At 54.5% G+C, this 25,900-nt stretch carries 24 protein-coding genes; 11 read left to right on the top strand and 13 right to left on the bottom strand.

Features of this window, described 5'->3' with window-relative positions; all coding sequences use genetic code 11:
* Positions 1 to 61: 61 nt before the first annotated feature.
* The 5 genes from ACSHSR_RS20595 (at position 62) to dddY (ending at position 6,893) form a co-directional block, all read left to right on the top strand.
* The gene (locus tag ACSHSR_RS20595; RefSeq protein ID WP_208185231.1) at positions 62 to 1,864 is read left to right on the top strand and encodes a sigma-54-dependent Fis family transcriptional regulator; all 1,803 of its coding nucleotides are present in this window, start codon (positions 62 to 64) and stop codon (positions 1,862 to 1,864) included.
* Positions 1,865 to 2,072: 208 nt separating this feature from the next.
* On the top strand, positions 2,073 to 3,056 hold the full coding sequence (gene acuI / locus ACSHSR_RS20590; protein ID WP_107005790.1) for an acrylyl-CoA reductase (NADPH): 984 nt from the start codon (positions 2,073 to 2,075) through the stop codon (positions 3,054 to 3,056).
* A gap of 425 nt (positions 3,057 to 3,481) precedes the next feature.
* Positions 3,482 to 5,002, top strand: coding sequence for an acrylate reductase flavoprotein subunit ArdA (ardA, locus tag ACSHSR_RS20585; protein WP_109248509.1), 1,521 nt, complete (start codon positions 3,482 to 3,484; stop codon positions 5,000 to 5,002).
* Between the two features lie 26 nt (positions 5,003 to 5,028).
* Positions 5,029 to 5,382, top strand: coding sequence for an acrylate reductase cytochrome subunit ArdB (ardB, locus tag ACSHSR_RS20580; protein WP_107111398.1), 354 nt, complete (start codon positions 5,029 to 5,031; stop codon positions 5,380 to 5,382).
* Positions 5,383 to 5,648: 266 nt separating this feature from the next.
* Positions 5,649 to 6,893, top strand: coding sequence for a dimethylsulfoniopropionate lyase DddY (dddY, locus tag ACSHSR_RS20575; protein ID WP_107111414.1), 1,245 nt, complete (start codon positions 5,649 to 5,651; stop codon positions 6,891 to 6,893).
* 38 nt (positions 6,894 to 6,931) lie between these two features.
* On the opposite strand, the gene ACSHSR_RS20570 is transcribed toward dddY, so the two are convergent.
* On the bottom strand, positions 6,932 to 7,798 hold the full coding sequence (locus tag ACSHSR_RS20570) for a LysR family transcriptional regulator (RefSeq protein ID WP_115389432.1): 867 nt from the start codon (positions 7,796 to 7,798) through the stop codon (positions 6,932 to 6,934).
* A gap of 281 nt (positions 7,799 to 8,079) precedes the next feature.
* Here ACSHSR_RS20570 and ACSHSR_RS20565 point away from each other — a divergent pair, with 281 nt between their 5' ends.
* The gene (locus tag ACSHSR_RS20565) at positions 8,080 to 8,595 is read left to right on the top strand and encodes a TetR/AcrR family transcriptional regulator (protein ID WP_371873748.1); all 516 of its coding nucleotides are present in this window, start codon (positions 8,080 to 8,082) and stop codon (positions 8,593 to 8,595) included.
* Here ACSHSR_RS20565 and ACSHSR_RS20560 read toward each other — a convergent pair.
* Positions 8,573 to 9,940, bottom strand: coding sequence for an ATP-binding protein (locus tag ACSHSR_RS20560; protein ID WP_096142111.1), 1,368 nt, complete (start codon positions 9,938 to 9,940; stop codon positions 8,573 to 8,575). The two genes, ACSHSR_RS20565 and ACSHSR_RS20560, sit on opposite strands and share 23 nt — an antisense overlap.
* Positions 9,940 to 10,626 carry a response regulator gene (locus ACSHSR_RS20555; protein ID WP_025010769.1) on the bottom strand — a complete coding sequence of 229 codons (687 nt, stop codon included), beginning with the start codon at positions 10,624 to 10,626 and terminating at the stop codon, positions 9,940 to 9,942. Before ACSHSR_RS20555 ends, ACSHSR_RS20560 begins: the two co-directional genes overlap by 1 nt.
* Positions 10,627 to 10,834: 208 nt before the next feature.
* Between ACSHSR_RS20555 and ACSHSR_RS20550 the strand changes: the two genes are divergently transcribed.
* From ACSHSR_RS20550 to ACSHSR_RS20540, 3 genes are read left to right on the top strand one after another with little or no spacing between them, the layout of a single operon-like run.
* Positions 10,835 to 11,350: a Spy/CpxP family protein refolding chaperone gene (locus ACSHSR_RS20550; RefSeq protein WP_101059633.1), complete on the top strand. Its 516-nt coding sequence runs from the start codon at positions 10,835 to 10,837 to the stop codon at positions 11,348 to 11,350.
* A 45-nt stretch (positions 11,351 to 11,395) separates the two neighbouring features.
* The gene (fieF, locus tag ACSHSR_RS20545; RefSeq protein ID WP_025010771.1) at positions 11,396 to 12,265 is read left to right on the top strand and encodes a cation efflux pump FieF; all 870 of its coding nucleotides are present in this window, start codon (positions 11,396 to 11,398) and stop codon (positions 12,263 to 12,265) included.
* Between the two features lie 11 nt (positions 12,266 to 12,276).
* Positions 12,277 to 12,609 carry a hypothetical protein gene (locus ACSHSR_RS20540; protein ID WP_145839399.1) on the top strand — a complete coding sequence of 111 codons (333 nt, stop codon included), beginning with the start codon at positions 12,277 to 12,279 and terminating at the stop codon, positions 12,607 to 12,609.
* Between the two features lie 51 nt (positions 12,610 to 12,660).
* On the opposite strand, the gene glnG is transcribed toward ACSHSR_RS20540, so the two are convergent.
* The 9 genes from glnG to ACSHSR_RS20495 form a co-directional block, all read right to left on the bottom strand.
* Complete coding sequence (gene glnG / locus ACSHSR_RS20535; RefSeq protein ID WP_479631108.1) at positions 12,661 to 14,064, bottom strand: nitrogen regulation protein NR(I); 1,404 nt, start codon at positions 14,062 to 14,064, stop codon at positions 12,661 to 12,663.
* A 16-nt stretch (positions 14,065 to 14,080) separates the two neighbouring features.
* Entirely contained in the window at positions 14,081 to 15,139 is a 1,059-nt protein-coding gene (gene glnL, locus ACSHSR_RS20530; protein ID WP_479631107.1) for a nitrogen regulation protein NR(II), read from the bottom strand.
* Between the two features lie 115 nt (positions 15,140 to 15,254).
* Positions 15,255 to 15,800: a DUF4124 domain-containing protein gene (locus ACSHSR_RS20525; protein WP_071238131.1), complete on the bottom strand. Its 546-nt coding sequence runs from the start codon at positions 15,798 to 15,800 to the stop codon at positions 15,255 to 15,257.
* A gap of 71 nt (positions 15,801 to 15,871) precedes the next feature.
* A complete protein-coding gene (locus ACSHSR_RS20520; protein ID WP_025010774.1) occupies positions 15,872 to 17,029 on the bottom strand; it encodes an iron-containing alcohol dehydrogenase in 1,158 nt (385 codons plus the stop codon).
* Between the two features lie 12 nt (positions 17,030 to 17,041).
* Positions 17,042 to 19,021: an FUSC family protein gene (locus tag ACSHSR_RS20515; protein WP_062793400.1), complete on the bottom strand. Its 1,980-nt coding sequence runs from the start codon at positions 19,019 to 19,021 to the stop codon at positions 17,042 to 17,044.
* A gap of 106 nt (positions 19,022 to 19,127) precedes the next feature.
* A complete protein-coding gene (locus ACSHSR_RS20510) occupies positions 19,128 to 20,360 on the bottom strand; it encodes a cyanate transporter (RefSeq protein WP_071238128.1) in 1,233 nt (410 codons plus the stop codon).
* Positions 20,357 to 20,491 carry a hypothetical protein gene (locus tag ACSHSR_RS20505; RefSeq protein ID WP_256873064.1) on the bottom strand — a complete coding sequence of 45 codons (135 nt, stop codon included), beginning with the start codon at positions 20,489 to 20,491 and terminating at the stop codon, positions 20,357 to 20,359. The genes ACSHSR_RS20510 and ACSHSR_RS20505 overlap by 4 nt, the downstream gene beginning before the upstream one ends.
* Positions 20,492 to 20,581: 90 nt before the next feature.
* Entirely contained in the window at positions 20,582 to 21,439 is an 858-nt protein-coding gene (locus ACSHSR_RS20500) for a DMT family transporter (RefSeq protein ID WP_025889910.1), read from the bottom strand.
* Between the two features lie 123 nt (positions 21,440 to 21,562).
* Complete coding sequence (locus ACSHSR_RS20495) at positions 21,563 to 22,609, bottom strand: toxin-antitoxin system YwqK family antitoxin (protein WP_208185228.1); 1,047 nt, start codon at positions 22,607 to 22,609, stop codon at positions 21,563 to 21,565.
* Positions 22,610 to 22,845: 236 nt separating this feature from the next.
* On the opposite strand from ACSHSR_RS20495, the gene ACSHSR_RS20490 reads away from it, so the two are divergent.
* Together ACSHSR_RS20490 and ACSHSR_RS20485 are read left to right on the top strand one after the other, a co-directional pair.
* A complete protein-coding gene (locus tag ACSHSR_RS20490; RefSeq protein ID WP_025010779.1) occupies positions 22,846 to 23,769 on the top strand; it encodes a C-GCAxxG-C-C family (seleno)protein in 924 nt (307 codons plus the stop codon).
* Between the two features lie 9 nt (positions 23,770 to 23,778).
* Positions 23,779 to 24,276, top strand: a complete 498-nt coding sequence (locus ACSHSR_RS20485; protein ID WP_107005779.1) for a hypothetical protein — start codon at positions 23,779 to 23,781, stop codon at positions 24,274 to 24,276.
* A gap of 104 nt (positions 24,277 to 24,380) precedes the next feature.
* Here the strand turns inward: ACSHSR_RS20485 and glnA are convergent, their stop codons facing one another.
* Positions 24,381 to 25,790 (bottom strand): glutamate--ammonia ligase, encoded by a 1,410-nt coding sequence (gene glnA, locus ACSHSR_RS20480; RefSeq protein ID WP_028780041.1) that lies wholly within the window; start codon positions 25,788 to 25,790, stop codon positions 24,381 to 24,383.
* Positions 25,791 to 25,900 lie beyond the last annotated feature (110 nt).

Genomic DNA, 25,900 nt, shown 5'->3' with positions numbered 1-25,900 from the left:
TGTCTATCGCGCAAACTGTGGCAAAAAGGTACACACAGGTGTACCAGAATGGAGCAGGGCTATGACACTCAAGACCCATTCCCAATCCTGGTTATCAGCTTCCTGGCAACGTTGCCAGGGGGCCGGGCTCAATCCCGCCGCCATACCCGATGAACTCAGGCTCAATACTGCAGCCCTTGATGAGCGGCGCCAGCGCCATGGCCGGCTGCTGCAAGCCGTGGAGCACAGTGCACTGCCACTGTTCAATCAACTTATGGGGCGAACCCAGAGCCGGCTCATCCTCTCGGATCCTCAAGGTTTTGTGCTGCATCACTGGGGCGTGAGCCGCTACTCACAAAAGCTTGCCAATATTGCCCTGGATACCGGGGTCAACTGGATGGAGCAATACAAGGGAACCAATGCCATAGCCGCGGCACTCAGCGAACGCCAGTGTGTTTCGGTTATCGGTGAGCAGCACTTTATCAAGAGCCACAGATTTATGAGTTGCACTGCCAGCCCGCTGTTTTCCCCGGACGGTGAGTTGCTGGGAGCCTTGGATATCACCAGTGAGCAGCAAATCCATACCCCAAAGACAGCCATCTTGGTGTCCAGTTTGGCGCAGCAGTTGGAGTTGGCCTTATTGTGCCGACTCCCCGGCGCTGCTGTTCGATTGGATCTGGCGCCGCAGCAGGCCCTGTTGCATTCAGGCTGGCAAGGCGTATTGGTGCTCGACCTTGATGGACGGGTGCTGGGTGCCAACCCTATGGCAAGGCAGTTGCTCAAAGGCATCAATCTGGGCCAAATTCATCAGGCCTTGTCCCCTCAGGTATTGAGTCGGGGCAGCGGCCGCTTGCAGCAGGGATTGGTGTTCAGAACCCAGGCGTTGGAGCAGCCTCAACATACCAAGCCTGTGGTTCGAACGAGCCAGAGCCGAGAAAGCCAGAGCAGAGAAAGCAGCGCAGCTTTTAAAGAACCCAGGTTGGAGCAAGCCTGGCAGCAGGCGCGTAAGGTGTTGGCACGAAATATCCCTTTGCTGATCCTGGGGGAAACCGGCGTGGGCAAGGAGCAGTTTGTCAAACAGCTGCATGTGCAAAGTGCCAGGCATCAGCAGCCTTTTGTGGCGGTCAACTGCGCCGCGATCCCGGCGGAGCTGGTGGAATCAGAGCTGTTTGGTTATCAGGCGGGTGCTTTTACCGGAGCTTCCAGGCAGGGATATGTCGGCAAAATACGTCAGGCGCACCAGGGATCCCTGTTTCTGGATGAAATAGGCGAGATGCCCCTGGCGGCCCAGAGCCGTTTGCTTAGGGTGTTGCAGGAGCGCGAGGTGGTGCCCATTGGCAGTAATCAGGCACACAGCGTCGACATTCAGGTGATTGCCGCCACTCATATGGACTTACCAGCATTGGTGCAGCAGGGGGCTTTTCGCGCCGATCTCTATTACCGGCTTAATGGCTTGCAGGTCACACTGCCTGCATTGCGCCAGCGAAGCGACCTGCGGCGTCTGATCCACAAATTGCACCAGCGCTATCGAGTTCGGCCCCAGAGCCTGTGTCCTGTGTTGGAGCAGCAATTACTGCAATATCATTGGCCGGGAAACCTACGGGAGCTGGATAACCTGATGCAGGTAGCCTGTTTGATGGCCGAAGAGTTCCCTGAACTTAACTGGCAAACGCTGCCTGAGAGCCTGCAGCAGACCTTGGGTACTGCAGAAGAAGCGATGGCCGACTTGGCACCCGCGCCGGGCAACAATCTGCACAGCCAAATGCAGACGCAAATTCGCGACACCTGGCTAGCCTGCAATGGTAACGTCAGTGAAGCGGCACGCCGTTTGGGGATTAGCCGCAACACCCTATACCGTAAGCTTAAGGCGTTGGCGCTGAAGTAGTTTTAGATGTTGATATTTTGTTAATAAACTCGCAGTAGTACAGTCAATGATTGAGGCCAGTGCAACAGATTGGGATTATTGAATGTGAACCAAGCCGCGAAATAGCCCATGAGTTGCACGCCTCGACACTCTGCGAATTATCCGATGTCTCGGCGGTGGTTTTTCCACTAGTCTTGAATCCATATTTTCAACAGCAGGAGCGGTAATCATGTTTAAGGCACTCGTATTGACCCAAAACGATAAACGGACCCAGGCCCAGATAACCCAATTGGAGGACAGCGATCTACCTGAGGGAGATGTCCTGGTCGATGTTGCCTACAGCTCGCTGAACTACAAAGACGGCCTGGCGGTGACCGGGCTTGGCAAGATTATCCGTCAATTCCCCATGGTGCCGGGTATCGACTTTGCCGGTGTGGTGCGAGAGTCAGCCCATCCGGATTATGAGCCAGGCGATGAGGTTATCCTCACCGGCTGGGGCGTTGGCGAAAACCATTGGGGCGGTATGGCCGAGAGTGCCAGAGTCAAGGGTGACTGGCTGGTGCCTATGCCACTGGGTTGCACAGCCGCCAAGTCGATGATGATAGGCACCGCCGGCCTCACGGCCATGCTGTGTGTACAAGCGCTGCAGCAAGCTGGGATCAAACCGGAAGATGGCGAGGTGCTGGTAACAGGTGCCAGTGGTGGGGTCGGCTCGGTGGCCGTGACGCTGCTGGCTAAACTCGGCTTTAAGGTTGTCGCCGGTACAGGTCGCCTGGAGCAGAATGCGGCCTGGCTCAAGCAGCTTGGTGCCAGCGATTTAATTGAGCGCAGCGAGCTTGAGCAGGATGCCAGACCATTGGATAAGCAGCGCTGGGCCGCCGTAGTGGATACCGTAGGGAACAAGGTGCTGGCCAGCGCATTGTCACAGCTGAATTATGGTGGGGTTGCCGCGATTTGCGGCCTGGCGGGTGGCTTTGCCCTGCCAACCACGGTAATGCCCTTTATTCTTCGTGGCGTCAGCCTGCTGGGAATCGACTCGGTGCAGTGCCCGGCCGCCAAACGCCGAGCTGCCTGGGAGCAGATAGTGGCTCTGTTGCCTGAGAGTTACTATCAAGAGGCTTGCCATGAAATCACTCTGGAGCAGGTACCCGAGGCCGCAGCGCAAATCGTTAAAGGTGAAATCAGCGGCCGCACTCTGATTAAAGTCGGCTGATCCTCGTCTAAAAAAGGGGCCTCTGGGCCCCCAACAGTTTGTTGTGACTTGTCCTGAATACAGTTAGGCCCCAATAATACGGCTCCAACCCAGCTTTTCTGTTGATATTCCCTCTTATTGAGTCGGTGCTTGGCTAACCTTTGCCTTCGATTAGCTTTTGAGCTTGAGAAAGAGCCAAAGTCGTAGCGGTTTATCAGTCGCTCTCACTTCCCCCTGATTTCTTGCCTGTCTTGTGGGCTGTGGCGAAGTTTGGAAACCGTTCCAAAAAATGTCACTTGTCCAGCTTTGCAGTTAAAACCCAAGCCAGATGTCATTTTTAAATGTTGCCCTTTTGTTTAAAAAGCAACTGACGCTTAACTCCCGTTTTGGAATTGATTCCATCCCTAAGATGCCAGTGTCGATTAAAACGAAAAAGGTGATGACAGATGAGCAAAGTAGATCTGCTGGGACGCCGTAACTTTATTAAGGGCGTTGGCGCCGCTGCCGGAGTTGCCGTGGCTGCTCCCGTGTTGGCTGTATCGGAAAAAGCCACGGATGTGAGTTGGGATAAAGAAGTTGAAGTGCTGATTATCGGTTCAGGGTTTGCCGGTTTGGCAGCGGCCATTGAGGCGACCCGCAAAGGCGCCAAAGATGTGCATATCTTTGAAAAAATGCCTTATTTCGGTGGTAACTCTGCCATTAACGGTGGCTTGTTCGCCGCACCGGGTACACCTATGCAGCAACAGGAAGGTGTCAAGGATTCAGTAGAACAGATGGTTGCCGATCAGTTGAAATCGGGCCGGGGTATCGCCGATGAGGAACTGCTGCGTCATGTGGCTTCACACGCGGTGGAAGCCTTACAGATGACCCTGGATGCCGGCGCCGAATACCATCCTTACCTGCAACAATTGGGTGGTCACTCGGTTGCCCGTACTTATCAAACCGCGGTCAGTTGCGGCGCAGGTATTACCCAGCCTTTGTATAAAGAGTGCCAGCGTATCGGAGTCAAGACCCATAACCGCTCCAAGTTTGAGGGCTTTGTCCTCGGCAAGGATGGTCGCGTCGAAGGGGTGAAGATGCGTCAGGGTTATTACTTCGGCGAAGAGGACTCTGGCAATTTGGTGTATATCAAGTCCAAGCGTGGTGTCTTGATGGCAACCGGTGGCTTTGCCCAGAATATCGGCCTGCGAATGGCGCAGGATCCGACTCTGACCCATGAAGTGGGTTGTACCAATACTCCCGGCGCCACAGGTGAAGGTATGTTGGAGATGTTCCGTCTCGGCGCAGTGCCTGTGCATCTGGCACATATTCAGTCCGGGCCCTGGGCCTCTCCCGATGAGGGCGGTTTTGGCTATGTTTCCAACTATTCCATCTTCAACTTCCCTCATTCAATTGCGATTAACCGCATGACGGGTAAGCGCTTTATGAATGAAATTGCCGACCGCAAGACCCGCGCCGATGCCGAGTTGGCCTGTCGTGACGCCAAGGGAGAACCGCTGCCACCTATCTTGATCACCAGCTACAAGGACTCCAAACAGCACCCCAATACCGCCAAGGTGCTCAAATACAATGTGGGTTGGAAGTTTGACTCACTGGAGGCACTGGCCAAGCACTTTGAGGTGCCTTTGAAACCGCTCAAGGCACAAATCGAAGAATACAACCGCTATGTCAAGAGCGGTGAAGACAAGCAGTTTGGCAAGAATATGACCAAGGCAAAAGATAAGTATATTGAAGCGCCTTTCACTGTGGTGCGTCTATGGCCCAAGGTGCACTACTGCCAGGGCGGAGTCCAGGTGAACACCAAGGCTGAAGTCAAAGACAGCCTCACAGGTAAGCCGGTTACCGGACTCTATGCCGCAGGGGAAGTCTGTGGCGGCATCCACGGCGTTAGCCGCCTGGGAAGCTGCTCTATCCCCGAATGTATGGTGATGGGTATGACTGCGGCCCGCAGCATGATGCAAGCCTGAATTGAACGGTGAGAGAGGACTCAATAATGAAGAAAGCAAACTTAGTATGGGCACTGCTGTTGGCAGGGCTAACTTCGGTATCGGTTCATGCCGTTCAGCAGCGCGATTATCATAAGGCAGTGATAGGCAAGGATTGTAAGGTATGCCACGACCAAGGGCTTAAGCAGTACCCTTCAGATGGTGCCTGCCTTAAGTGCCACGATGTCGATGAGCTGGCAAAAAAGACAGCCCGCAGTGGTGAGGACAGATGGCAAAATCCCCATGACAACTTGCATTATGGTAAAGACCTGCCTTGTCTTGAGTGCCATGGTGAACACCAGCCTAAAAAACCTCTGTGCAGTAATTGCCATACCTTTAAATACGATAAACATAAGGAATAATGAAAGGGTTTATATGCTGCCTCAAGTTTCCTCCACCGGCAGCATGACCCGTAAATATCTTTGATTAAAATAGTCCCTGCAACTGCTGTTTTAATTCAATGATAGGCTCACTTGATCACAAGTGGGCCTTTTTTGTTTGTTGGCTCACAACTCTTTTTCATTCTGTTATCTTTTTTGTTGCCTGTGTTCAGACAACATTTTTGGAATGGATTCCAAGTATATGCTTCGCCTGATATTTACTCTAAATATAATTGAGGTTCCAGGTGATGAATAAGAAGCTAATACTAATTTCACTGCTGATTTCCAATACAGCGATGGCAGAAAAGTTACCGGATTTTTTAGACCCGGCTGATATTGAAAATGCAAGCTTTGTCTGTTTGGGTGAAACGCCAGAGTATTCCAAACAAGATCAAAAGTATGTCGATATTCTCTGGGATGAAACCTTGCGTTATTTAAATGGCTTTGCCCAGGCGCTCACCAATGGCGAGCAAGCTCATTGCCTGAACTCGGATGAGGCTATTTACGACACCAGCGCCGGTGGACAAAAGTTCTGCGTAATGGATCGCCGCGATATGCAGCTGATGGTGAAAAATATCTATCAGGTATTGCACAATCCCCAAAGTGCCAAAACTTGTTTCGGGGCTCGCCGTGATGTCAATTGGATCTACAGCCCTGGTGGGGAGCTGGAGCAAAAATCCCCCGTGGCTCAGTGGGCGAAACGCATGAGTTTTAATGAATTCTTCAAGCAGAAAGTCACCAATAAACAGGTGCAAAAGCAGGGAAAAATCTTTACTGATAACTTCTACAAAATGGTCACAGGTGATGAGGTGAAGATGCCATCGGCTTTCCCCTATGACATCAGCGCCAACGCCTTGCCCAACCTGTGGGCCGCTGCCGGTTGGTTCCCCATGTATGCCGAAGAAAGCAAGCGCAATGACAGGAACTTCAATAATGTTCGTGGCGGTTATGCTTATGCAGAGATCTTCGGTCACTGGGGACTACTGAGAATTGACAGCATCAATGGTGAGAAAGTCGGCGCCGAAGTAGGTATGACAGTACAGTCGGTCGATACTCTTTACCCGTTTCACAATCATGCCATTTCTGAAATGTACTACAACATGAGGCTGCCGGCTTGCACCAATCAGTTCAAGAGCCTGGCAATTAAAGCCGATTCACCTTTGTTGGAAACTGTAAAAGAGAATGACAAAATGCGCCGGGTCCGCTTCGATGCCGGGCAACCCAATGTCGATGCAATGTGGCTTTCCGGCAGCAGCGAACGCGATCCCCTGTTGTATTTTCACCAGAACACCATCCATGCCTTCGATGTTGATGGCAGCTGCGAAGCCAAGCCGGAAGAGAGAGCGATAGTCTCGGTTTGGGCCAGAAGCAATGCCCACGACAAACGCAATGACTATGGTACAACACTCTTGTGTGAATCAGCGCAGCAGCCGGGCACACCAGCCAAAAAGGGCGAAACCATTCAATGCGATCTGAGTAAACTCAAGTGGTAGTTAATTAAGATGAAAGCCGGCACTAGCCGGCTTTCATCTTATTCTACGGCCGTGTTTCTGTTTTTGAGATTGGCCTTCAACAGGGCGATGAGTTGATTGCAGGCTTCAGTCTGACTCTCCGGATTGAGATAGAGAGATTCATTAAACACGGGCAAGGGAGGGAGATCATGCTCTATGGGATCGAGGATCTGCATCTTGTCGTTGATCCTGAATTCGGCAATCGGAGCTATGCTCAAATCATTTTCAACCGCCATGCACAAGGCTTGGGGAGAGGGGGTAGAAAGCAGCACATTGATGGGCCGCATCGACAGTTGGTGGTTGGCAAACACCTGAGCTCTGATGGGGCAGTTTTCCGGGTAAAGTGCCATGGGAATCGTTTCCCGTTTATGGGCACTGCCGTTCTTGGCGGCCACCCAATGAAAACGTCGTTCGAACAGGAGCTCTCCCTGCACCGGAGGCTGCCAATGGGTCGCCACTATCAGGTCGAATTCCCCTTGATGCAACCGCTTATACAGATTGCCGCTGACATCTGTGTCTATGACCAACTCAATACAGGTGAACTCACGGACAAATTCCAGCAGGCAGTTGTCCAGATAATAGGTAATATAATCTGTGGGAACGCCAAGGCGAATCACTTCGCGATTCTGGCAGTCTTTCAGCTCATCCAGGGCCTGGGTGTTGAGTTGCATCATCTTATAGGCGTAGTTGAGCAGGGTATTGCCGGATTCGGTCAGCACCACGCCTCGATTGTCTCGGAGCAACAGCGGTTGACCGACACTTTCTTCCAGCTTTTTGATCTGTAAGCTCAATGCCGACGGGGTGCGACAGACTTTTTCTGCGGCCTTGGATAAATTGCCGCATTCGGCCACAGCAATAAAACTCTCGAGCAATTCTATTTTTAACATTGGCTATTGGCGTGACTCATAATGGTATCAGTATTACTCAATATCGCAGTCGCAGAAAGCTTGTTACTATTTTATTGTGAAGTTGGGAGAGTTTGTATTTAAGCTTTGCTCAGGAGTGGCCAATGGGAAAATGGGAACGACGCGGAAACTATTTGGTTGAAGTGGCGCAACGTTGTTTAAGAGGACAGAAGACTTTTGGTTTATGTCGTTCTCATCTTGTTGATGCCAGTCAAATATCCAAAGGTACTGTATATAATCATTTCACTACAGAAGCCGATCTCATGGTGGCAGTAGCTTGCAGTGAATATGAGTATTGGCTCAAGCAGGCCAAACAGGATGAAATACAATATAAAGACCCTCTGGAAAGGTTTATATTTCATCATTGTCAGCGGCTCTATGAAGTCTTGTCGACAAATAAATTTGTCATTGAGCGGATAATGCCGAATCAAGCTCTGTTGTTGTTGGCGACCGAGTTTTATCGGCATGGCTGTGAAAGACGTTTCGATGAATATATGCAGTGGAATGCCAAGACCATTTCCGCTGTGGGAGAGGTGCCAGGATTCGATCGGGTCGAGCTGGTGATGAGTTATCTGCGTGGCGCCATGATCAATACCGACGATGCCTGCAAGGCCCACGACGACCCGCAGCTCTATTACCAGTTCAGTTATGCGCTGATCCATCTGATGGGGCACTCAGATAAGCGCAGCCCCTCCAAGCAACAGTTTGCCGCCTGGCTAAGCCGCCAACCCAGTCTGGAGTATGAGCCTGAAGGTCTCAGTCGCGTGGTAAATGGATGACGACCTCAAGCCCACCTTGGGCGCGATTGCTTGCCTGGATATTGCCGCCGTGGGCTTGCACTGCGGCATCGGCAATGGCCAATCCCAGCCCCCAACCGCCACTCTCTCTTTCCCTGGCTGAATGCGGTCGATAGAAGGGCTTGAAAATAGCCTCCAACTCAGACTCCTCAATACCCGGGCCGTCGTCAGTAATGCTTATCTCTACCCATGGCCCCTTGGCCTCGGCGCAGATATTTACCTGGGTACGGCAGTAGCGGATGGCGTTGCGCAGCAGGTTTTCAATCGCCCGTGACAGCGGTCTTGGGTAGATGGGCAGCTCCAGTTCTTCCGGTATCAGGATGCTGAGTTCCTTTTGCTGCTGTTCGGCTTCAAATTCGGCATCGTCCAGTACCTGGCTCAGTGATTCGGCCAACCCCACCTTCAGCTTGTTGTCCTGTGCCTTGAGCTTCACCCGGGAAAGCTCCAGCAGCTCGGCAATCATTTTTTCCAGTTGGTCGGCCTCATAGGCGATACGTTCGGCTTCATCTCCGGCCATCCCCTTCTTGCGCGCCAGGGCCAGTGCCAATTGCAGCCTGGTCAACGGAGTTCGCAGCTCATGGGAGATGTCGCTTATCAGTCGCTGCTGATTATTGACCATGGTTTCGATGGCGGCCGCCATGCTGTTGAAGGCCTGGGCCAGTTCGCCGATTTCGTCGTGACGTCCGGCCGTGGCATCGTCGACCCGGCTGTTCAATTGCCCCAGCGCCAGAGCGTTGGCACTCTGTTTCAACGAACGCAGCGGCTTGCCCAGGTGCCAGGCCAACAAACCACAGAGCAACCCTGAAAGCAGAATCGCCAGCGACAATGTCAGTAACTTGTGTTCAATAAAGAAAAAGAACCAGGGCATGGGGTGGTGATCCGGCAACCGGCCATAAAGGGCATAGGGGGTGCCGTTAACCTTAAAATCGAACGGGCCGAATATCAGTTCATCGCGAAACTGGTGTGAAATGGGTGCGTTGGCTTCCTCCGCCATCAACATAAAGCGGCGCATGCCTTTGGACACTCTGTGAGTGTTGATTATCTGTCCCTGCTCATTGACCAGATAGATGCGAATTGGCTTGCCTTCCATGCTGCGTCTGCGCTCCCAATGGTGCAGAAAGCGGCCATTCAACTTGGCCGGTTCCTGTTGCAGCTCATCGGCGACCTGAGACAAGACCTCCCGCAGTTTAGGCGGCATTGGGGCCCTGTCATGGTTTTGCTGCAGCAGCGGCAGCATGCCAACAGCAAGAATGATCAGGCTGCTGCAGAGCCAAAAGCCCAGCAGCAGTTTGATAAAGAGGCGATTGGGCAGGGAAAATGACTTCATCAAGGGATCCAGATATAGCCTTTGCCACGTATGGTCTTGACCCTGGGACGACCGTCGCTGCGTTCCGGCAGTTTCTTGCGCAGGTTGGAAAGGTGCATGTCCAGGCTGCGATCAAAGGGCATCAGTTTTTTGCCAAGCACGGTTTCACTCAGTTCGTCTTTACCTATCAGTTCTCCGGCCTGATTGGCCAGGGTGTAGAGCAGGCTGAACTCAGTGCCGGTCAGCAGCAATAACTGTTCATTGCAATAGGCTTCCTGACGGGCGGAGTCCAGGCTGAGATCGCCTATGGTTTGAATACCGCTCTGGGGAATGTCCTGCGGGGTGATATTGGCGCGGCGTATGATGGCGCGGATCCTGGCTACCAGTTCCCTGTCATTGAAAGGCTTGGGCAGATAGTCGTCTGCGCCTATCTCCAGGCCAACCACTCTGTCTATCTCATCACCGCGGGCGGTAAGCATAAGCACAGGGGTTTGTTTCTTGCCACGCAGTTCCCTGAGCACTTCGAAGCCATTGAGCTTGGGCAGCATCACATCCAGCAGGATCAGGTCGTAATCATTGGCAATCGCCAGTTCCAGGCCGCTCTGACCATCATGGGCCAGTGTCAGCTCAAAGCCTTCCAGCTCCAGTAATTGCCCCAAGAGTTCGGCCAGGCCCAGGTCATCGTCTATCAATAAAATTCGGCTCATTTATACGCCTCACACAATTTCTCTCTGCCGAGTATACCCGCTTTTGAGTCAACTGCGGTTTAGCTGTGTAAGTCTGGGTAAAGATACGGATCTTCAACCAGGATAACCAAGCTTTACAGTGCTTTACTCAGTTTGAACCCACACTTACACATAGAGGACTAGACTGGAAGACGTCAAATACTTCCCGACCGAGAACGAGGATACTCTTATGAAGACTTCAATCAAAGCAAGCTTGCTGGCCCTGATTGCCGGCACCACTCTGATGGCTGGCGCGGCACAAGCCGGTAACGGCTACGGCGATTGCCCACACCGTGACGGCGACCGTGGTTATCATCACATGAAGGGCGAGCGCGGCTATCACCATATGAAAGGCGGCAAGGGCCATTTCGGCATGTTTGGCCTACGAGGTCTGGATCTGACCGACGCCCAGAAAACAGAGATTAAGGCGTTGATGGACCAGCACAGAAGTAGCATGTCACGTCCTGACAAGGAAACCCGTGCAGCGCACAGAGCCGAAATGCAGGCACTGATGACCTCAGGCAACTTCGATGAAGCCAAGGCCAAAGAGATTATCGAGCAGCGTCAGCAGGTGCGTGAACAACACATGCTGGAGCGGATGAAGCTGCACAACCAGATCTATAACCTGCTGACTCCGGAACAACAAGCCAAGTTCAAGGAGCGTATGGATAGACGTGGTGAGCGCCCTGAGCCTATCCAGGATTAAATCTGCTACTATGGGCTCAGAGACTCCCGACCGCTGAGCCCTTGAATGACAACGACTTCCCGCTACGAGTTTTGGGTTAAATTGGCGAGCCGCGCCGCAGTGGCGACCGCGATTACCCTGATCCTGATAAAACTGGCCGCCTGGCTCTGGTCCGGGTCGGCCAGTATGCTGGCCTCTCTGACCGACTCCTTTGCCGATGCCCTGGCTTCCATAGTCAACTTTATTGCCATTCGCTATGCCTTGGTGCCTGCCGATCAGGAGCACAGGTATGGTCACGGTAAGGCTGAGCCGCTGGCGTCTTTAGCCCAATCGGCCTTTATTATGGGGACGGCATTCCTGCTGCTGTTTCACGGCGGCGAGCGCCTGGTTAATCCCATGCCTTTGACCCATGCCACTTTGGGCGTTGTGGTGTCCATTATTGCCATAGTGCTGACCTTGGCCTTGGTCATGCTGCAGAAACGGGCGCTGGCGGCCACCAAGAGTACAGTGGTCGAGGCCGATGCCCTGCACTATAAGTCAGATCTGTTTCTCAACGGTGCCGTGCTGTTGGCGCTGGTTTTGGCGCAATACGGCTGGTGGTGGGCCGATGGTCTGTTTGCGGTATTGATCGCCCTTTACATAGGTCAACAAGCCTGGTCGCTGGGGTATCGCTCGATTCAGGCCTTGCTCGACCGGGAGCTTGATGATGAAACCCGGCTGCGTATTCGGCAATTGGCCGAGCAGGATACTCAAGTGCGTGGCATTCATGACTTGCGTACCCGTCAGGCGGGCAAGACTACCTTTATTCAACTGCATCTGGAGCTGGACAAAGACCTGAGCCTGCAACAGGCCCATGCCATAGCTGTGGCCACAGGCGAGCGGATCCGCGCCGACTTTGACCATGCCGAGGTGATCATTCACCAGGATCCTGTGTAGCGGGCACTGTCATGGCATGGATGCAACAACAGAAGTTGAATCTCGGAGGGGGTGAACTGCACTGTCGGTATTATCCATTAAGCAGTCGCCTAGAACTGGAATGGCTGGGGCAGCAGTGTTTTTGTCAGCGCCTCTATGGTTTGCCAAGACGGCAAACCATAGTCTTGAATGGTCAAGACTACCGACTGGAGATCATTCCTTTACCGCTTTGGCGCGCCGAGTTGATAGCAGCCAATGGTTCCAGTTGGTCACTCTTGCCTGAGCGCAGACGCAGGGGACTGATACGTTGGGGCTATTCCCTGAGTTTGGCGATACTACGTCTGGGCGCCAAAATCCTCTCTTAATAACCTGCACCCTTGGGCTTAACTGGGTCATGTACCTATCTTTATGAGGTTTCAGTCCATTGCCAGCTCTTTAAGCTTGCGGGTCAGGGTATTGCGGCCCCATCCCAGGCGTTTGGCGGCTTCCTGTTTGTGGCCTTGGGTATGCTCCAGCGCGGTTTCCAGCAAGATGCGCTCAAACGCGGGTTGGATTTCGGTCAGCAGATCGCTCTCGCCCTGTGACAGGCGCATATCCAGCCACAATTTCAGGGCGTTTTGCCAATCCTGGGACTGGCCGGCACGGCCTTGAGGTGCCTTGGGCTCCTTGAACAGCTCAGGCGGCAGATCCTGAGGGATAATTTCCTGGCCCGAGGCCATCACGGTCAACCAGCGGCAGGTATTTTCCAACTGACGCACGTTGCCGGGCCAGGGCAGTTGCTGCAGCTTGGCGGCGGTTTCCGGGGTGAGTATTTTGGCCTCTACCCCAATCTCTTTGGCGGCACTGGCCAGGAAATGGCGTGCCAACTGCGGAATATCTTCCCGCCGCTGTGATAGCGGTGGCAGATGGATTCGAATCACGTTCAGGCGGTGGAACAAGTCTTCCCGAAAGCCCCCCTTGAGTACCAGTTGTTCTAGGTCCTGGTGGGTTGCGGCAATGATCCTGACATCGACCTGCACCGGAGAGTGGCCGCCGACCCGATAGAATTGGCCATCGGCCAGCACCCGCAGCAGCCGGGTCTGTACGTCCAGCGGCATATCGCCTATCTCATCGAGAAACAGGGTGCCACCATTGGCCTGTTCAAACCGGCCTTGACGCACATTGGCGGCGCCGGTGAAGGCGCCTTTCTCGTGGCCGAACAGCTCGGATTCGATCAGCTCCTTGGGGATGGCCGCCATATTGAGGGCGATAAAGGGTTTGTCTTTGCGTGGACTGTGTTTGTGCAGCGCCCCGGCAACCAACTCTTTACCCGTACCGGACTGACCGTTGATCAGCACACTGATAGATGAGCGCGACAAACGGCCTATGGCGCGAAACACCTCCTGCATCGCGGGGGCTTCGCCTATGATCTCAGGTGCCTTGACCTGAGGCTCGGCTGCCACAGGTGCCTGCTCTGTGGCATGGTTGAGCGCCCGATCTACCAGGGCAATCGCCTCATCTATGTCGAAGGGTTTGGGCAGATACTCGAATGCCCCGGCCTGATAGGCGCTGACGGCGCTGTCGAGATCTGAATGGGCCGTCATTATGATCACCGGGATATGGGGATAATGCAGGCCGATACGCTCCAGCAGGGTGAGGCCATCGGTTCCCGGCATGCGGATATCCGAGACTATGACTCTGGGCTGGGAGATTTCCAGCGCCTGCCACAGTGACTCGGCGGCGGCAAAGCTGGCGCAGCTGAGTTTGGCGCCTTGCAGTGCCCGTTCCAGCACCCAACGAATTGAACTGTCATCATCGAGGATCCAAACCTGTTCACTCATATTGTTTCCTCTCTTGTTAGCCGCTGTGGTTGTTGATCGGCAATGTCAGGCTGAACTCTGTGTGTCCCGGGGCCGAATCGCAGTCGATACGGCCGCCGTGGAGCCTGGCAATATTGTGGGCGATGGATAGCCCCAGGCCGTTGCCGTCCTTGCGGCCTGTGACCATGGGGTAAAACAGGGTATCCACCAGTTCCGGGGCAATACCCGGGCCGTTGTCTATGATTGACAGCACCAGCACCAACTTGTGTCTCTGGTTGCCTATGGTGACCTGATGGGCGGTGCGGGTGCGGATCATGATATCGCCGCCCTGATGCTCCAAGGCTTGTACTGCATTTTGCACTATGTTGAGGATTGCCTGTTGCAGTTGATCTTCATCCATAGGCAAGTCCGGAATCGAGGGGTCGTAATCCTGGCACAGATGTATCTGTTGCGGCAGGGTCACACTCACCAGACTGATCACCTTTTGCAGCACCAGATGGATATTCTGCAGCTTGTGCTGCGATGGTTTCTGCGGCCCCAGCAATCGGTCGACCAGGGCGCGCAACCTGTCGGCCTGCTCTATGATGAGTGTGGTGAACTCCTTGAGCTGCGGCTCGCTAAGCTCGCGGGACAAGAGCTGCGCCGCGCCGCGCAGTCCACCCAGCGGGTTTTTGATCTCATGGGCCAGATTGCGCACCAGATATTGGGCCGCCTGCTGCTGGGCATCCAGGGTCAACTGCTGGTGAATGCGCCGCTGCTGATCCACCTGTCTGAGTTCCAACAGGCTCAAGGGTTTGAGCTGTTCTCCCTGCTCCAGAGGGATCAGTGTCATATCCACAGTGTGATGTTGGCCATCCAGGCTGATGAGCTGGGCGGTATTGACCGTTAACCCCTGACGTTCCAGCACCGCGCTTTGCAGCACTCTGGGTTCAACTCCTATGGCATGCAGATGCTCTGTCAGTACCTGCTCCTGCAACCTGTGGCTGGAGACGCCCAGCAACTGCTCGGCAGCGGCGTTGGCATAGCTGGGGAGCAGGTCACTGTCGATGACCAGAACGGCAGTGGCCAGATGATTGAGCAGGATATTTGTGTCCATTGAGTTTCCCATAGCAGGATTGCACCATAATGGTGCACCAATTCGGTGCAGGCCGCAAGCCAACAACTCTGTGGACTAACTCGAAAAGCTACGTAGCTAATTTATTGAAATAACTTTAGTTACTTGGCTTTGGGCCTTTCCCGGGTGCCGGGAAGGCGGGTTGCATCAGTCCGGCTTGGTGCAGAAAAATGGTTATGGGACTACTGGATGCAAGGACTTTGCCGTTTTGTTGCACTGCCTTGAGTTGCAGCGTGTGTTCGCCGCGGTCGATATCCTTGAGCTGGAAGAGATTGCTGCGCTGAGCGTCGCTGGAGGAGATGCCGTCTATGTAGAGTTGCAGAAAATGACCCGAAGCCAGCTCCGGCTCTACCTCTACCTGAACCTGAAAATCACCGGCGTTATCGCGAATGGTTTCCTCATGCTGTGGTGAAAGTATCTTTAACGCATAGCCGACCTGTTCTACTTCTATGGGATCGGGCAGAGGTTTAGGCGTTTCCAGGCTTATTTGATTCTGGGTCTTGTCGGTGAATTCCACTGCCTGGGCTTGGGGGGTGGGCTCATCGCTGTAATGCACCTTGCCATCTTTATCGACCCACTTATAGACAGTCGCCTGGGCAACCAGCGACAGCAATGCCAGGCTGATTATCATCAGAGTACGCATAAAGACTTCCCTTGTTATGCAGTTGTGAACTTGCTTCAGATTAGCCTGTTTATTGGCAAAAATCACTGCCTTTAAAGGCTGGCCTGAAAAACCTGTCGGCTCAGCTCAAGGTCGACCCGGCCGTCCTCCCCCAGTTGGGTCAGCCCCTGGCGCTCAAGGTTCTCCAGCAGCGGCGCTATGGCCTCATGGCCTATGCCATAGTCACTGAGGTGAGTCTGGAGCCCCATGGATTCGAAGAACTGCCGGGTCAGCTCTATGGCTGCATCTATGCGTTGCTCCTCGCTGCCGTCGCTGAGTTGCCAAACCCGCTCGGCATACTGCAGCAGCTTGGCGTGTTTGGCGGCCTTTCTCAGGCGCAGCATAGTCGGCAGCAGTATGGCGAGGGTCACGGCATGATCCAGGCCGTGGCGCACCGTCAGTTCGTGACCCAGTTTATGGGTCGACCAGTCTTGCGGAACACCTGTGCCGATCAGGCCGTTGAGCGCCATGGTAGCGCTAAACATGATATTGGCGCGCACCCGATAGTTTTCGGGCTCTGCCAGCGCCTTGGGGCCTTCCTCTATCAGAGTGAGCAGCAGGCCTTCGGCAAACCTGTCCTGCACCTTGGCGTCGACCGGGTAAGTCAGGTACTGCTCGGTCACGTGCACAAAGGCATCCACCACACCGTTGGCAATCTGTGGTTGCGGTAGGCTGAAACTCAGTTGTGGCGCCAGTACAGAGAAGCGGGGAAACACCGAGGGATGACGAAAGGAGCGCTTGAGGCCAAGAGCGCTATTGCTGATCACCGCGCAGTTATTCATCTCTGAACCTGTGGCCGGCAGGGTCAGCACAGTACCGAGCGGTAGAGCTTGGTCAATGTGGCGACCGTCGGTTTCCAGTATCTCCCAGGGCTCTCCCTGATAGGGCGCTGCGGCGGCAATAAACTTGCCCGCATCTATGATGGAACCGCCGCCGATGGCGAGAATAAAGTCCAGCTTTTGTTGCCTTATCTGCTCTACTGCCTGCAATAGCTGGTGGTAGTCGGGGTTGGGGCTAATGCCGCCGAACTCGGCGCAGATGCGTTTACCCAATACCTGGCTGACCTGGGCCAGGGTGCCATTGCGCTTGGCGCTTTGGCCGCCGTAGAGCAAGAGCACTCTGGCGTCATTGGGCACCAGAGTGTCCAGCTGCTCCAGGCTGCTGCGGCCAAAGAGTAGGCGGGTTGGATTGTAGAATTCAAAATCGTACATCTTGGACTCCTGTCAGCCGTGAGTGTTGCCGCTCAGGGCGTAGGGACGTTGCCAGTCGAGCCAGGCATAGAGATGGGCGATATCCTGCATAACCCAAGCGGGAATCGCTTCAGCTTGTCTTGCTGACTGTTGCGTAGTCTCATCTGTTGAATTGGGCGCTGGCCCGGACTCGGATTGGTGCATCTCTGTTGCCAAGAAGCGCTGACGAAACAGCTGGGGCCAGGCCGCCAGCTGTTGCTCCGCCAGATGCAGCGGCTGCTTTTGCTGCTGGCGTGCCACCAACACCAGGGTGCAGTGCAGCGTCAGCCCAAGCCAGAGAAAACTCTGCCAGTCCTGCAGCTCCCGCTGGCCCGTGTTGGGCTCGAGCTTCAAAAAGCCGACTTCTTGGCCCAGTTGTCTCAGCGCCGCATGGGCTTGCCAACGCAGGGCATTATCGGCTTTACCTGTATTGATACTGGCAAGCCAAGCCCGCTCCAGCTCGATAAAGTGGCATACATAGCTGTCGAGCCAGCGCCGGGTCCAGCTGGGAATAAACAGATGCATCGCCAGAAATGCCATTAAAGCGCCGGTGAAGGTGTCCAGCGCCCGGTAGAAGGCGATATAGGGATCGCTCGGCAGTAGCAGGGTGATGGCAAACACCATCAGCATGGTGAGCCAGAACACATGAATCTCATATCTGGCCTTGTAGAAGGTGGCAAAGGCCAGAAAGGCACTCAGGCAGGTGGCCGGTAATAACCAGCTACCGGCCCCCAGAAACCAGATAAGCCCCAGTGCCAACACAGAACCGAGCACAGTGCCATAGAAGCGGCTCCAGATCCTGGCCTGCAACTGCCCGAGCGGCGCTACCATCAGCACTATGTAGGCGGTGAGCGTCACCCAATAACCCTGCGGCAGTTGCAGCAGTTCTACCACGGCCTGACAACACAGCAGAGTGAACAGAATTCTCAGGCCGTGATGCCATTCCCGCGAGTGTTTCACCAAGGCCTTGCGCCATTGACTGCGAACGCTTTGGGCATCGGAAGGCCAGATAAGCCCCAGGCGCTCGCGCCAGTCGGCTGCCAGCGGTCTTTGGGGATCCAGCGCCAAGGCCAAGCGGTTGGCGGCATCCAACAGCAGAGGTTGCGGCTTGTCTCCCAAGGGCAGTGGCGTCGGCTCTGTGCCTTGGTCCCTATGGGTCTTGAGTTCGCTGGCAAAATTGGCCAAATACTGCTGCAGCGCCGGGCTGGCGGCATCATTTTGTTGCAGCCTGCCTATGCTCTCCAGGGTTTCTATCAGGATAAGATTCGACTCCAGTTGCCGGGCGATGCGTTGCACCTCGGCTTTATCCGGCATTTCCAGCAGCCAATGGGCCAGCACGGCAATAGCATCATCGAGTTGCTCCCGCAAGGCCAGACGCTGGCCGACATTGGCGGCGTCCGAGTGGCTGAGTATATTGCACCAGAAGCCGAATTTGCGCTGCACGCTGGCCAGCAGCTGTTCGCCCTGACGTATCGCCATCCAGGGCCCGGCGATGACGGCGCTGATGACAGCCAACCAGCTGCCGAACAGGCTGGAGAGCAACAACATCTTCCAGTCGGTACCCGACTCCAGCAGATGCAGGCCGCAGATCAGGCAAAAGCCGGCGTTGTAGGTCAGCAGCTGAATGTACTTTCTTTGGTTGGAACTGAGGCCATATAACAGGCCTATGGCGCCGAGTACGCTGATCCCTAGCCAAGGGTGGATCAGGCTCAGCAAGGCCAGGGCACTGCTGATACAGCACAGAAGTGCCGACTTGCTCAACAGCCCGGCACGTTTGGGATAAGCCAGGTTGCGGCCCTGGACGCCGACCAGCCAGGCACAGATTAGGGCGTTGACGCCGCTGGCACTGTCGCCGAGAAACGAAAACAGCAACAGGCCCGCCATCATGGGCAGCCCTATGCGTAAGCCTTCGGGAAGATCGGCACGATCAGGCAGCCATTGCAGCAGGCGCTGGAATAGATTGGATAGATTCACTTTATGTTGCTTAGACAGCAGAATGGCACAAGAGGGACGCCATTCTACCTCATTTGAGTCTGCTTGAGTGCCGGGTGGATAACAATTTTCCACCCGGTAAATCGGCTCAGTGGGCCAACAGGGCGAAGTGTTGACTGTGGCGCTTGGGATCAAAGCGCCAGACAATGGCCAGCATGCCCAGAGACACAGCCGCGAGCAGCAACCAGGAAAGCGTGAAGCTGCTGGAACTGTCCTTGAGATAACCCGCCAGCAGAGGCGACAGAGATGCCAGCAGATAACCTATCCCCTGAACAAAGGCCGTCAGTTGTCCCGCCTGGCTGTAGTCGTCCAGATGGTCCAAAGTGACAATCAGACTCAAGGGGAAGAGGCCACCAATGCCTATACCCAGCAGCGCAGCCCATAACCAGGGCAGGGCCAGTGGCATCAACGCCAGCCCGATAAAACCGCCAATGGTAGACAGGAGCAGCAGCAATAGCAGTGGCCTTCTGTCATGACTGCGAGCCGCCAGCGTTGGCAGCAACAGGCCTGCGACCACTTCCATCAGTGTCAGAAACGCCAGCAATAGCCCTGCCTGAGTGGCTTGCCAGCCCAAGTCGATAAAGAAGGGCGCCAACCAAGCGAGCACACAGGTATAGGATGCTGTGCTCAGGCCAAAGAAAAGCCCCAACAGCCAGGCCCTGGGAATATGGCTAAAGCTGCCTATGCCCACACTTGGGCTAACTCCCGGTTTTCCTGAAGGCTTCTTTGCTGCTGCCTTATTGAAGCCCTGGGGTTGCAGGCCGTGTTTGCCCCAGAACCAAAATAGCATCGCCGGCAGACTCAACAGAGCCCAGAAGGCCAGCGCCGACTGCCAATGACCAAACCTGTGCTCAAGCCAAGGGCTAATGGCCGCAGCCAGGGCCGCTCCACCCATGATGGCGGTTACGTAAATCCCCATGTAACGCTCAATATGCTGGCTATAGCTGCGCTTGATCATTCCAGGCAGCAGAGCCTGAATAAGGGCGATACCTAAGCCGGCAATGATTGCGGTCAGTAGTAGTTGCAGGCCGCTGCCGGCCCAGAGCCGAGCCAGGTTGGCCAAACCAATAAGTAGCAGCGATAGTAGCAGAGTTTGGCGCTCTCCCAGTCTGGCGGCCAGCTTGGCACCGATAAACATAGCGACTCCCATGGTCATCACGGGCAGCATGGTCAGGAGTGCCAAGGAACTGTAACTGAGGGGCAAGGAAGCCCGGATAGCCTCCAGCAGTGGGCCTATGGCCGCCATGCTGGGGCGCAGGTTGAGGCCGAGAATAATCAAGGTCAGGATCAGCCACACAGGCTGCCATTTTGATGAGCTCATAGTCCATCTCCTTCACACATGCTGTTGGCGGCATTGGTGTTATCTTTGTCGGCAGGCATCTTTAGTCGCGGACTCGCATCGTCCGCGGCTTGGACTGCATTGAGTTGTGGTTTTGTCAGAAACTGCATCATGGTCAATCTCCTTATTTTGCCAAATTTAGTTAAGCCGAACCCTTGGCCCCTTTTTCAGGGGCCAAACAGGGTTCTTATGTCAGGTGAGTGTCAGCGCCGGCTGGGGCGCAGGCGATACCAGATGGCCGGGACAGGAAGTTTCATCAGCAACAGTGACGACATGATCAGGCCGATCCCCAGCCATTGATAGCTGTCCAGCTGTTCGCCGACCAAAAACACCCCGAGCGAGACGGCCACCACAGGGTTGATCAAGGCCATCATGCCCATGATTTGCGGTCCCAGATGTTTGATGGACCAGATCCAGGCCCAGTAGCTCAGCGCCGTGCTGAAGATGGCCAGCCAAGCGATGGCGGGCCAGGTTTTGGGCTCGGGTAGTGTGGGTGCCCCGGCTACTGTCCAAGCCAGCGGGATCAGCATCAAGCCGCCGAGCAACAACTGCCAGGCGGTCAATACCAGAAGATCGCCGGTTTGCCAGCGTTGCATCCAGCGGGATGATTGGGCTACCAACAGAGTGGCACTCAGGGCGCAGAGTACACCAATCAGATCCAGATTGGCCGAAGGATTGAGCAACAACATCACTCCACTCAGTCCCAGCAGTGCCAGCAAGGTCCACTTCAATGCCGGTCTTTGGCCATCGAGCAGCCAGGCAAGCAGCAGAAACATCAGTGGCAGTGTGGCCCCCAGGGTGCCGGCCACGGCGCCGGGCAGACGGTAGGCACCCATAAACAGCAAGGCGAAGAAGGCGCCGATATTACAAAATGCCAGCAAGAGTATTTTGCTCCAGGCGAGCGAAGGCAGCTTGGGCCGTAGCAGCAATAACAGGATCCCGGCCGGTAGCGCACGCCAGACGGCGACCCAGAAAGGAGACATATCCTGCAGGTACAGGCTGACCAGGGCATAAGTGGTTCCCCAGAAGACGGGAGCAAGGAGTGCAATTAGGTAGGGCATTTTCTTTTCTTAAAGTATCTTGATGTGAAGATATTTTAAAGTTCAGTGCCGGGATAAGCAAGCCGCATTTGAAAAAGAGCTTTATTATCTTTGGATGATAAGTCCAACTGATTGAATATTATGTCAATCTTGGTAGGTTAGTTTACCCTGTTCATCATAGACCCGGGTATGCAGTACCTTGCCGTTTGCGCCTATCTCTTCCTGCAGATAGTTGTGCCCCTGCTCATCAAAGTAGTTCAGGGTCTGTGGTATGAGCTTGTCCTGGTCGAAACGTTTGCTCACCTGCAACTGGCCATTGCAGTGAAAGAGTTGCTCCTCACCCTGCTTGGCGCCTCGATGGAACGGAGTACGTTTGCTCAAGGCGCCATTGGTCTCACAATAACTGAGCCAGATGCCGTCGGCGGCTATTGAGGGAAAGAAACCATAATGTTGCTCGGACTGGCGCTGGCCATTGCGCCAGAAGGTGTGCTGCACTGCGGTGCGCTGCCGGCGGTCGAACAGGTAGTCCAACTTGAGTCGGCCGTTGGCGTAGTAGCCTTGTTCCTTGAGTTTTCTGAGATTTTCTTCATCCAGATGTTCACTGAAGCTCTTTAATGAACCATCGGGAAAATAGCTTTTCCAGACGGTGAGTTTCTCGCCGTCCCGCTTGAACTGTTTCATCCGCTCCCGTCCCTGTTCGTAGGAGATGGATTCAACCACTTTACCCTGGTCGAAACGCTTGAAACTGTCGAGTTGGCCTTGGTTGTCGTAGAGCCAGAGTTCTTGGCGCTCACCGTCTTGAAACAATTCCCGGCTGCGTAATTGGGTTTGCTGGTATTGAAAGTTCAGCTGCCAGCCGTGCAACTTGCCATTTTTATACCAGGCGCTTTGGCTTAGCAGACGCTCGGGCGGCGCGGATGTGCTGAAGCTGTAGCCGTCCCGCAGGCCATCCTTGAACTGGGCCGCACTATAGCTGGGGCGATCCGGCGCTCCCCAAATGGCAATGCCGTTGAAGGGTTCACCTCGGTATCCGTCAACGCAGCCTTCGAGGTAATAACCCAGGGCGCTATTGTCATCGCTTACTTCCCGGCAGTGGATTTGCTCCAGCTCGTCAGCCTGAATTGGCAGTTGCCCCTCAGAGTGACAGCCGGCCAGCAACAGGGGAGTGAGTAAAAAGACCTTGAGATTCATAGCAGATCCTTGCTTGACGAAGAGGCTCATTGTCGCTGCCGTTGCTGCTTGGCTCAAGCCTCTTGCCGGTGAACTGTTGAATTTTTGACTCTTTAACACTGAAACCCGCCTTGGATCACATCTGCACAACAGGAGAGGGGATAAGCTGGGGTTGCTTGCAAGCTATTGATTATAAAGAATTAATTTTACTTAATTTGCAATTCTGCAATATGTAAGTGCAAAAAGAGGTGATGAGTATGAACGTGAATCGACGTCAGGCGATGGGCCAGATTGTAGGTTTGGTTGGTGTGGCAGCAGGGAGTTCGCTGATCGCGACCACAGCTCTGGCCGCAGAGTCTTGTCCCGGAGATACCAGCATAGGGATCGGCAGTGAAGGGGGCAGCGATCTGGGCACCAAGCTGCTGACCTATGTGAAATTAGACCCTATGGAAGTCGCCAAACTGGCCTATGAAGGTTATGGCCGTGGCGGTTGCATGTATGGGGTTTTCGATGCCCTGGTGAAGGCCTTGGCGGCCAAAGGGCATGAGGATGCCTGTAAATTCGCCGCTATCCCAACTAACCTGGCGGCCTATGGTGGCGGCGGTATCGCAGGTTGGGGAACCCTGTGTGGTTGCTTGAATGCGGCGGCCATGGCGGTCAACGTCCTGGGCGGGGTCGACCGCACTGCGGTGATCCGCTCCGTGTACCGTTACTATGAACACACAGCCATGCCGAGAAATGATGAAGCCTTCCTCAAGGCGATTGGCGCACCGACCCGTAAAGACAATGCCGGTGAGCTACTGACCGCAGATAAGATAGGCCAGTCGGTTGCCAATTCCATTCTCTGTCACACCTCGGTGACCCACTGGTCGAAAGCGAGCAAGTACGGCTCCAGTCATCAGGCGAAATTGGAGCGCTGCGCTCAGCTGACGGCCGAGATTGCCTATGTCACCACTGACTTCCTCAATAAGTCGCTGGACAATGCCCTGGACGCTGAAATTGTGGCAGCAGGCAATGCCGAGTGTAGTGGTTGTCACAGCAGCACCAAACGTGAACCGGACACTTACATAGGTGCCGATGTCAATTCACAGATGGAATGTCAGAGCTGCCACAGCGCCCATGATGTCGGCGCCGGTTTGACCGGGGTTCACGAAGGTGCGGTCTGCAGCGATTGTCACTAGGAGGCTGTTATGAAACATAAGAGTTTGATAGTAGCGTCTTTGCTGTTGTGCCTGGGGGGTTGTGACTGGTGGGATGACGATGATGACCCTGTGCTTCCGCCGGATCCTGAACCGGAGCAGTCTGTGTCCATTAATGAAGCCGAAAGCCTCAAGGTGGCACTGAGCGCCGTGGATCCTCAAAGCCAGGCACTGACCTTTAGCCTGACTACGGCGGAGGGCAAACCCGTCAAGGATGCCGGCAGCAACTATCTGGTGATGTACCTCAAGATGCCGGCAGAGCAGGTATCGGCCTTCTCCATGCCTTGGCATAAGGGGGTGCGTTTCGAATGCAGCGAAACCGTCGACACCTGTGCTGGCACCATGGAAGCGCTGGAGACAGAAGGCCAATATCGCTTTACTCCAGAAGGGCTTGAGGAGTTGAACCAGACAGAGGGTGAACTCAAGTTGGCGGTGATACTCACAGGGGCCAAGGCCCAGAGTGCTCCTGAGCTTGTCGGTGCTCCCTGAGTGGGTTGAGTTTTATAGCCTTAAAATAGTAGCGCCCCGGGATTGCTCCCGGGGCGCTTTTCTTGTTATCCGATGGCTTGACTCATCGGTTGATTGCAGGGCAATTAGAGGCTGTAGTACAGCTCAAATTCGACTGGGTGAGTGGTGCGGCTGACACGCTCGGCCTCGGCTTGTTTCAGCTTGAGGTAAGAGTCGATAAAGTCATCGCTGAACACACCGCCGCGGGTCAGGAACTCACGGTCTGCATCCAGAGCCGCCAGGGCGACTTCCAGAGATTCGGCCACAGTCGGGATTTCCGCTGCTTCTTCGGCCGGCAGATCGTACAGATCCTTGTCCATGGCATCACCAGGGTGGATCTTGTTCTGGATACCGTCCAGACCGGCCATCAGCAGTGCTGCGAAGGCCAGATAAGGGTTGGCCATAGGATCCGGGAAGCGGGTCTCGATACGGCGAGCCTTAGGACTTGGTACCACAGGGATACGGATAGAAGCCGAGCGGTTACGGGCAGAATAAGCCAGCATCACAGGGGCTTCAAAGTGTGGCACCAAACGCTTGTAGGAGTTGGTGCTTGGGTTGGTGAAAGCGTTCAGGGCTCGGGCGTGCTTGATGATACCACCGATATAGTACAGGGCAGTTTCAGACAGGCCGCCGTACTTGTCACCGGCAAACAGGTTGGTGCCGTCTTTGGCCAGTGACTGGTGTACGTGCATGCCGCTGCCGTTGTCGCCAACTATCGGCTTGGGCATAAAGGTGGCTGTCTTGCCGTAGGCATGAGCCATGTTGTGAATCACGTACTTAAGTACCTGGATTTCATCGGCCTTGTTGGTCAGAGTGTTGAAGCGAGTGGCGATCTCGTTCTGACCCGCGGTAGCAACCTCGTGGTGGTGAGCTTCCACAACCTGGCCCATCTCTTCCAGCACCAGACACATGGCACTACGCAAATCCTGTGAAGAATCCACAGGCGCAACCGGGAAGTAGCCGCCCTTAACGAATGGACGGTGACCTGTGTTGCCATCTTCATAGCTGGTACCTGAGTTCCAGGCTGCTTCTTTGGCATCGATTTTGACGAAGGTGCCGCTCATGTCGGTACCGAAACGTACGTCATCAAACAGGAAGAACTCTGGCTCAGGACCGATCAGCACAGTGTCGGCGATGCCGGTAGAACGCATGTACTCTTCGGCTTTTTTGGCGATAGAGCGAGGGTCACGGTCGTAACCCTGCATGGTGCCGGGCTCGAGGATGTCGCAGCGGATCAGCGCTGTGGTTTCTTCGGTGAAAGGATCCAGTACAAAGCTGCTTGGATCTGGCATCAGCACCATGTCAGATTCGTTGATCCCTTTCCAACCGGCGATAGATGAACCATCGAACATTTTGCCGTCTTCAAAGAAATCAGCATCTACCTGATGAGTCGGGATAGATACATGCTGTTCCTTACCTTTGGTATCGGTAAAGCGTAAATCAACAAACTTAACTTCCAACTCTTGCAGCTGTTGTAAAACTGATTCGACTGACATTATCAAGCCTCCGGTAGGGTAAAGGGGGTGCCCTTTGTCAACTCTTAGTATGTAGCGTCTGGCGCCTTGTTGGTCTCTATTAAGCCAGACTCATGCCAAGATGCTAAGAT

The sequence above is a fragment of the Shewanella sp. VK101 genome, assembly GCF_056497865.1.
Note: the sequence above shows the minus strand (reverse complement) of the source record. Positions and strands in the feature narration are given on the sequence as shown.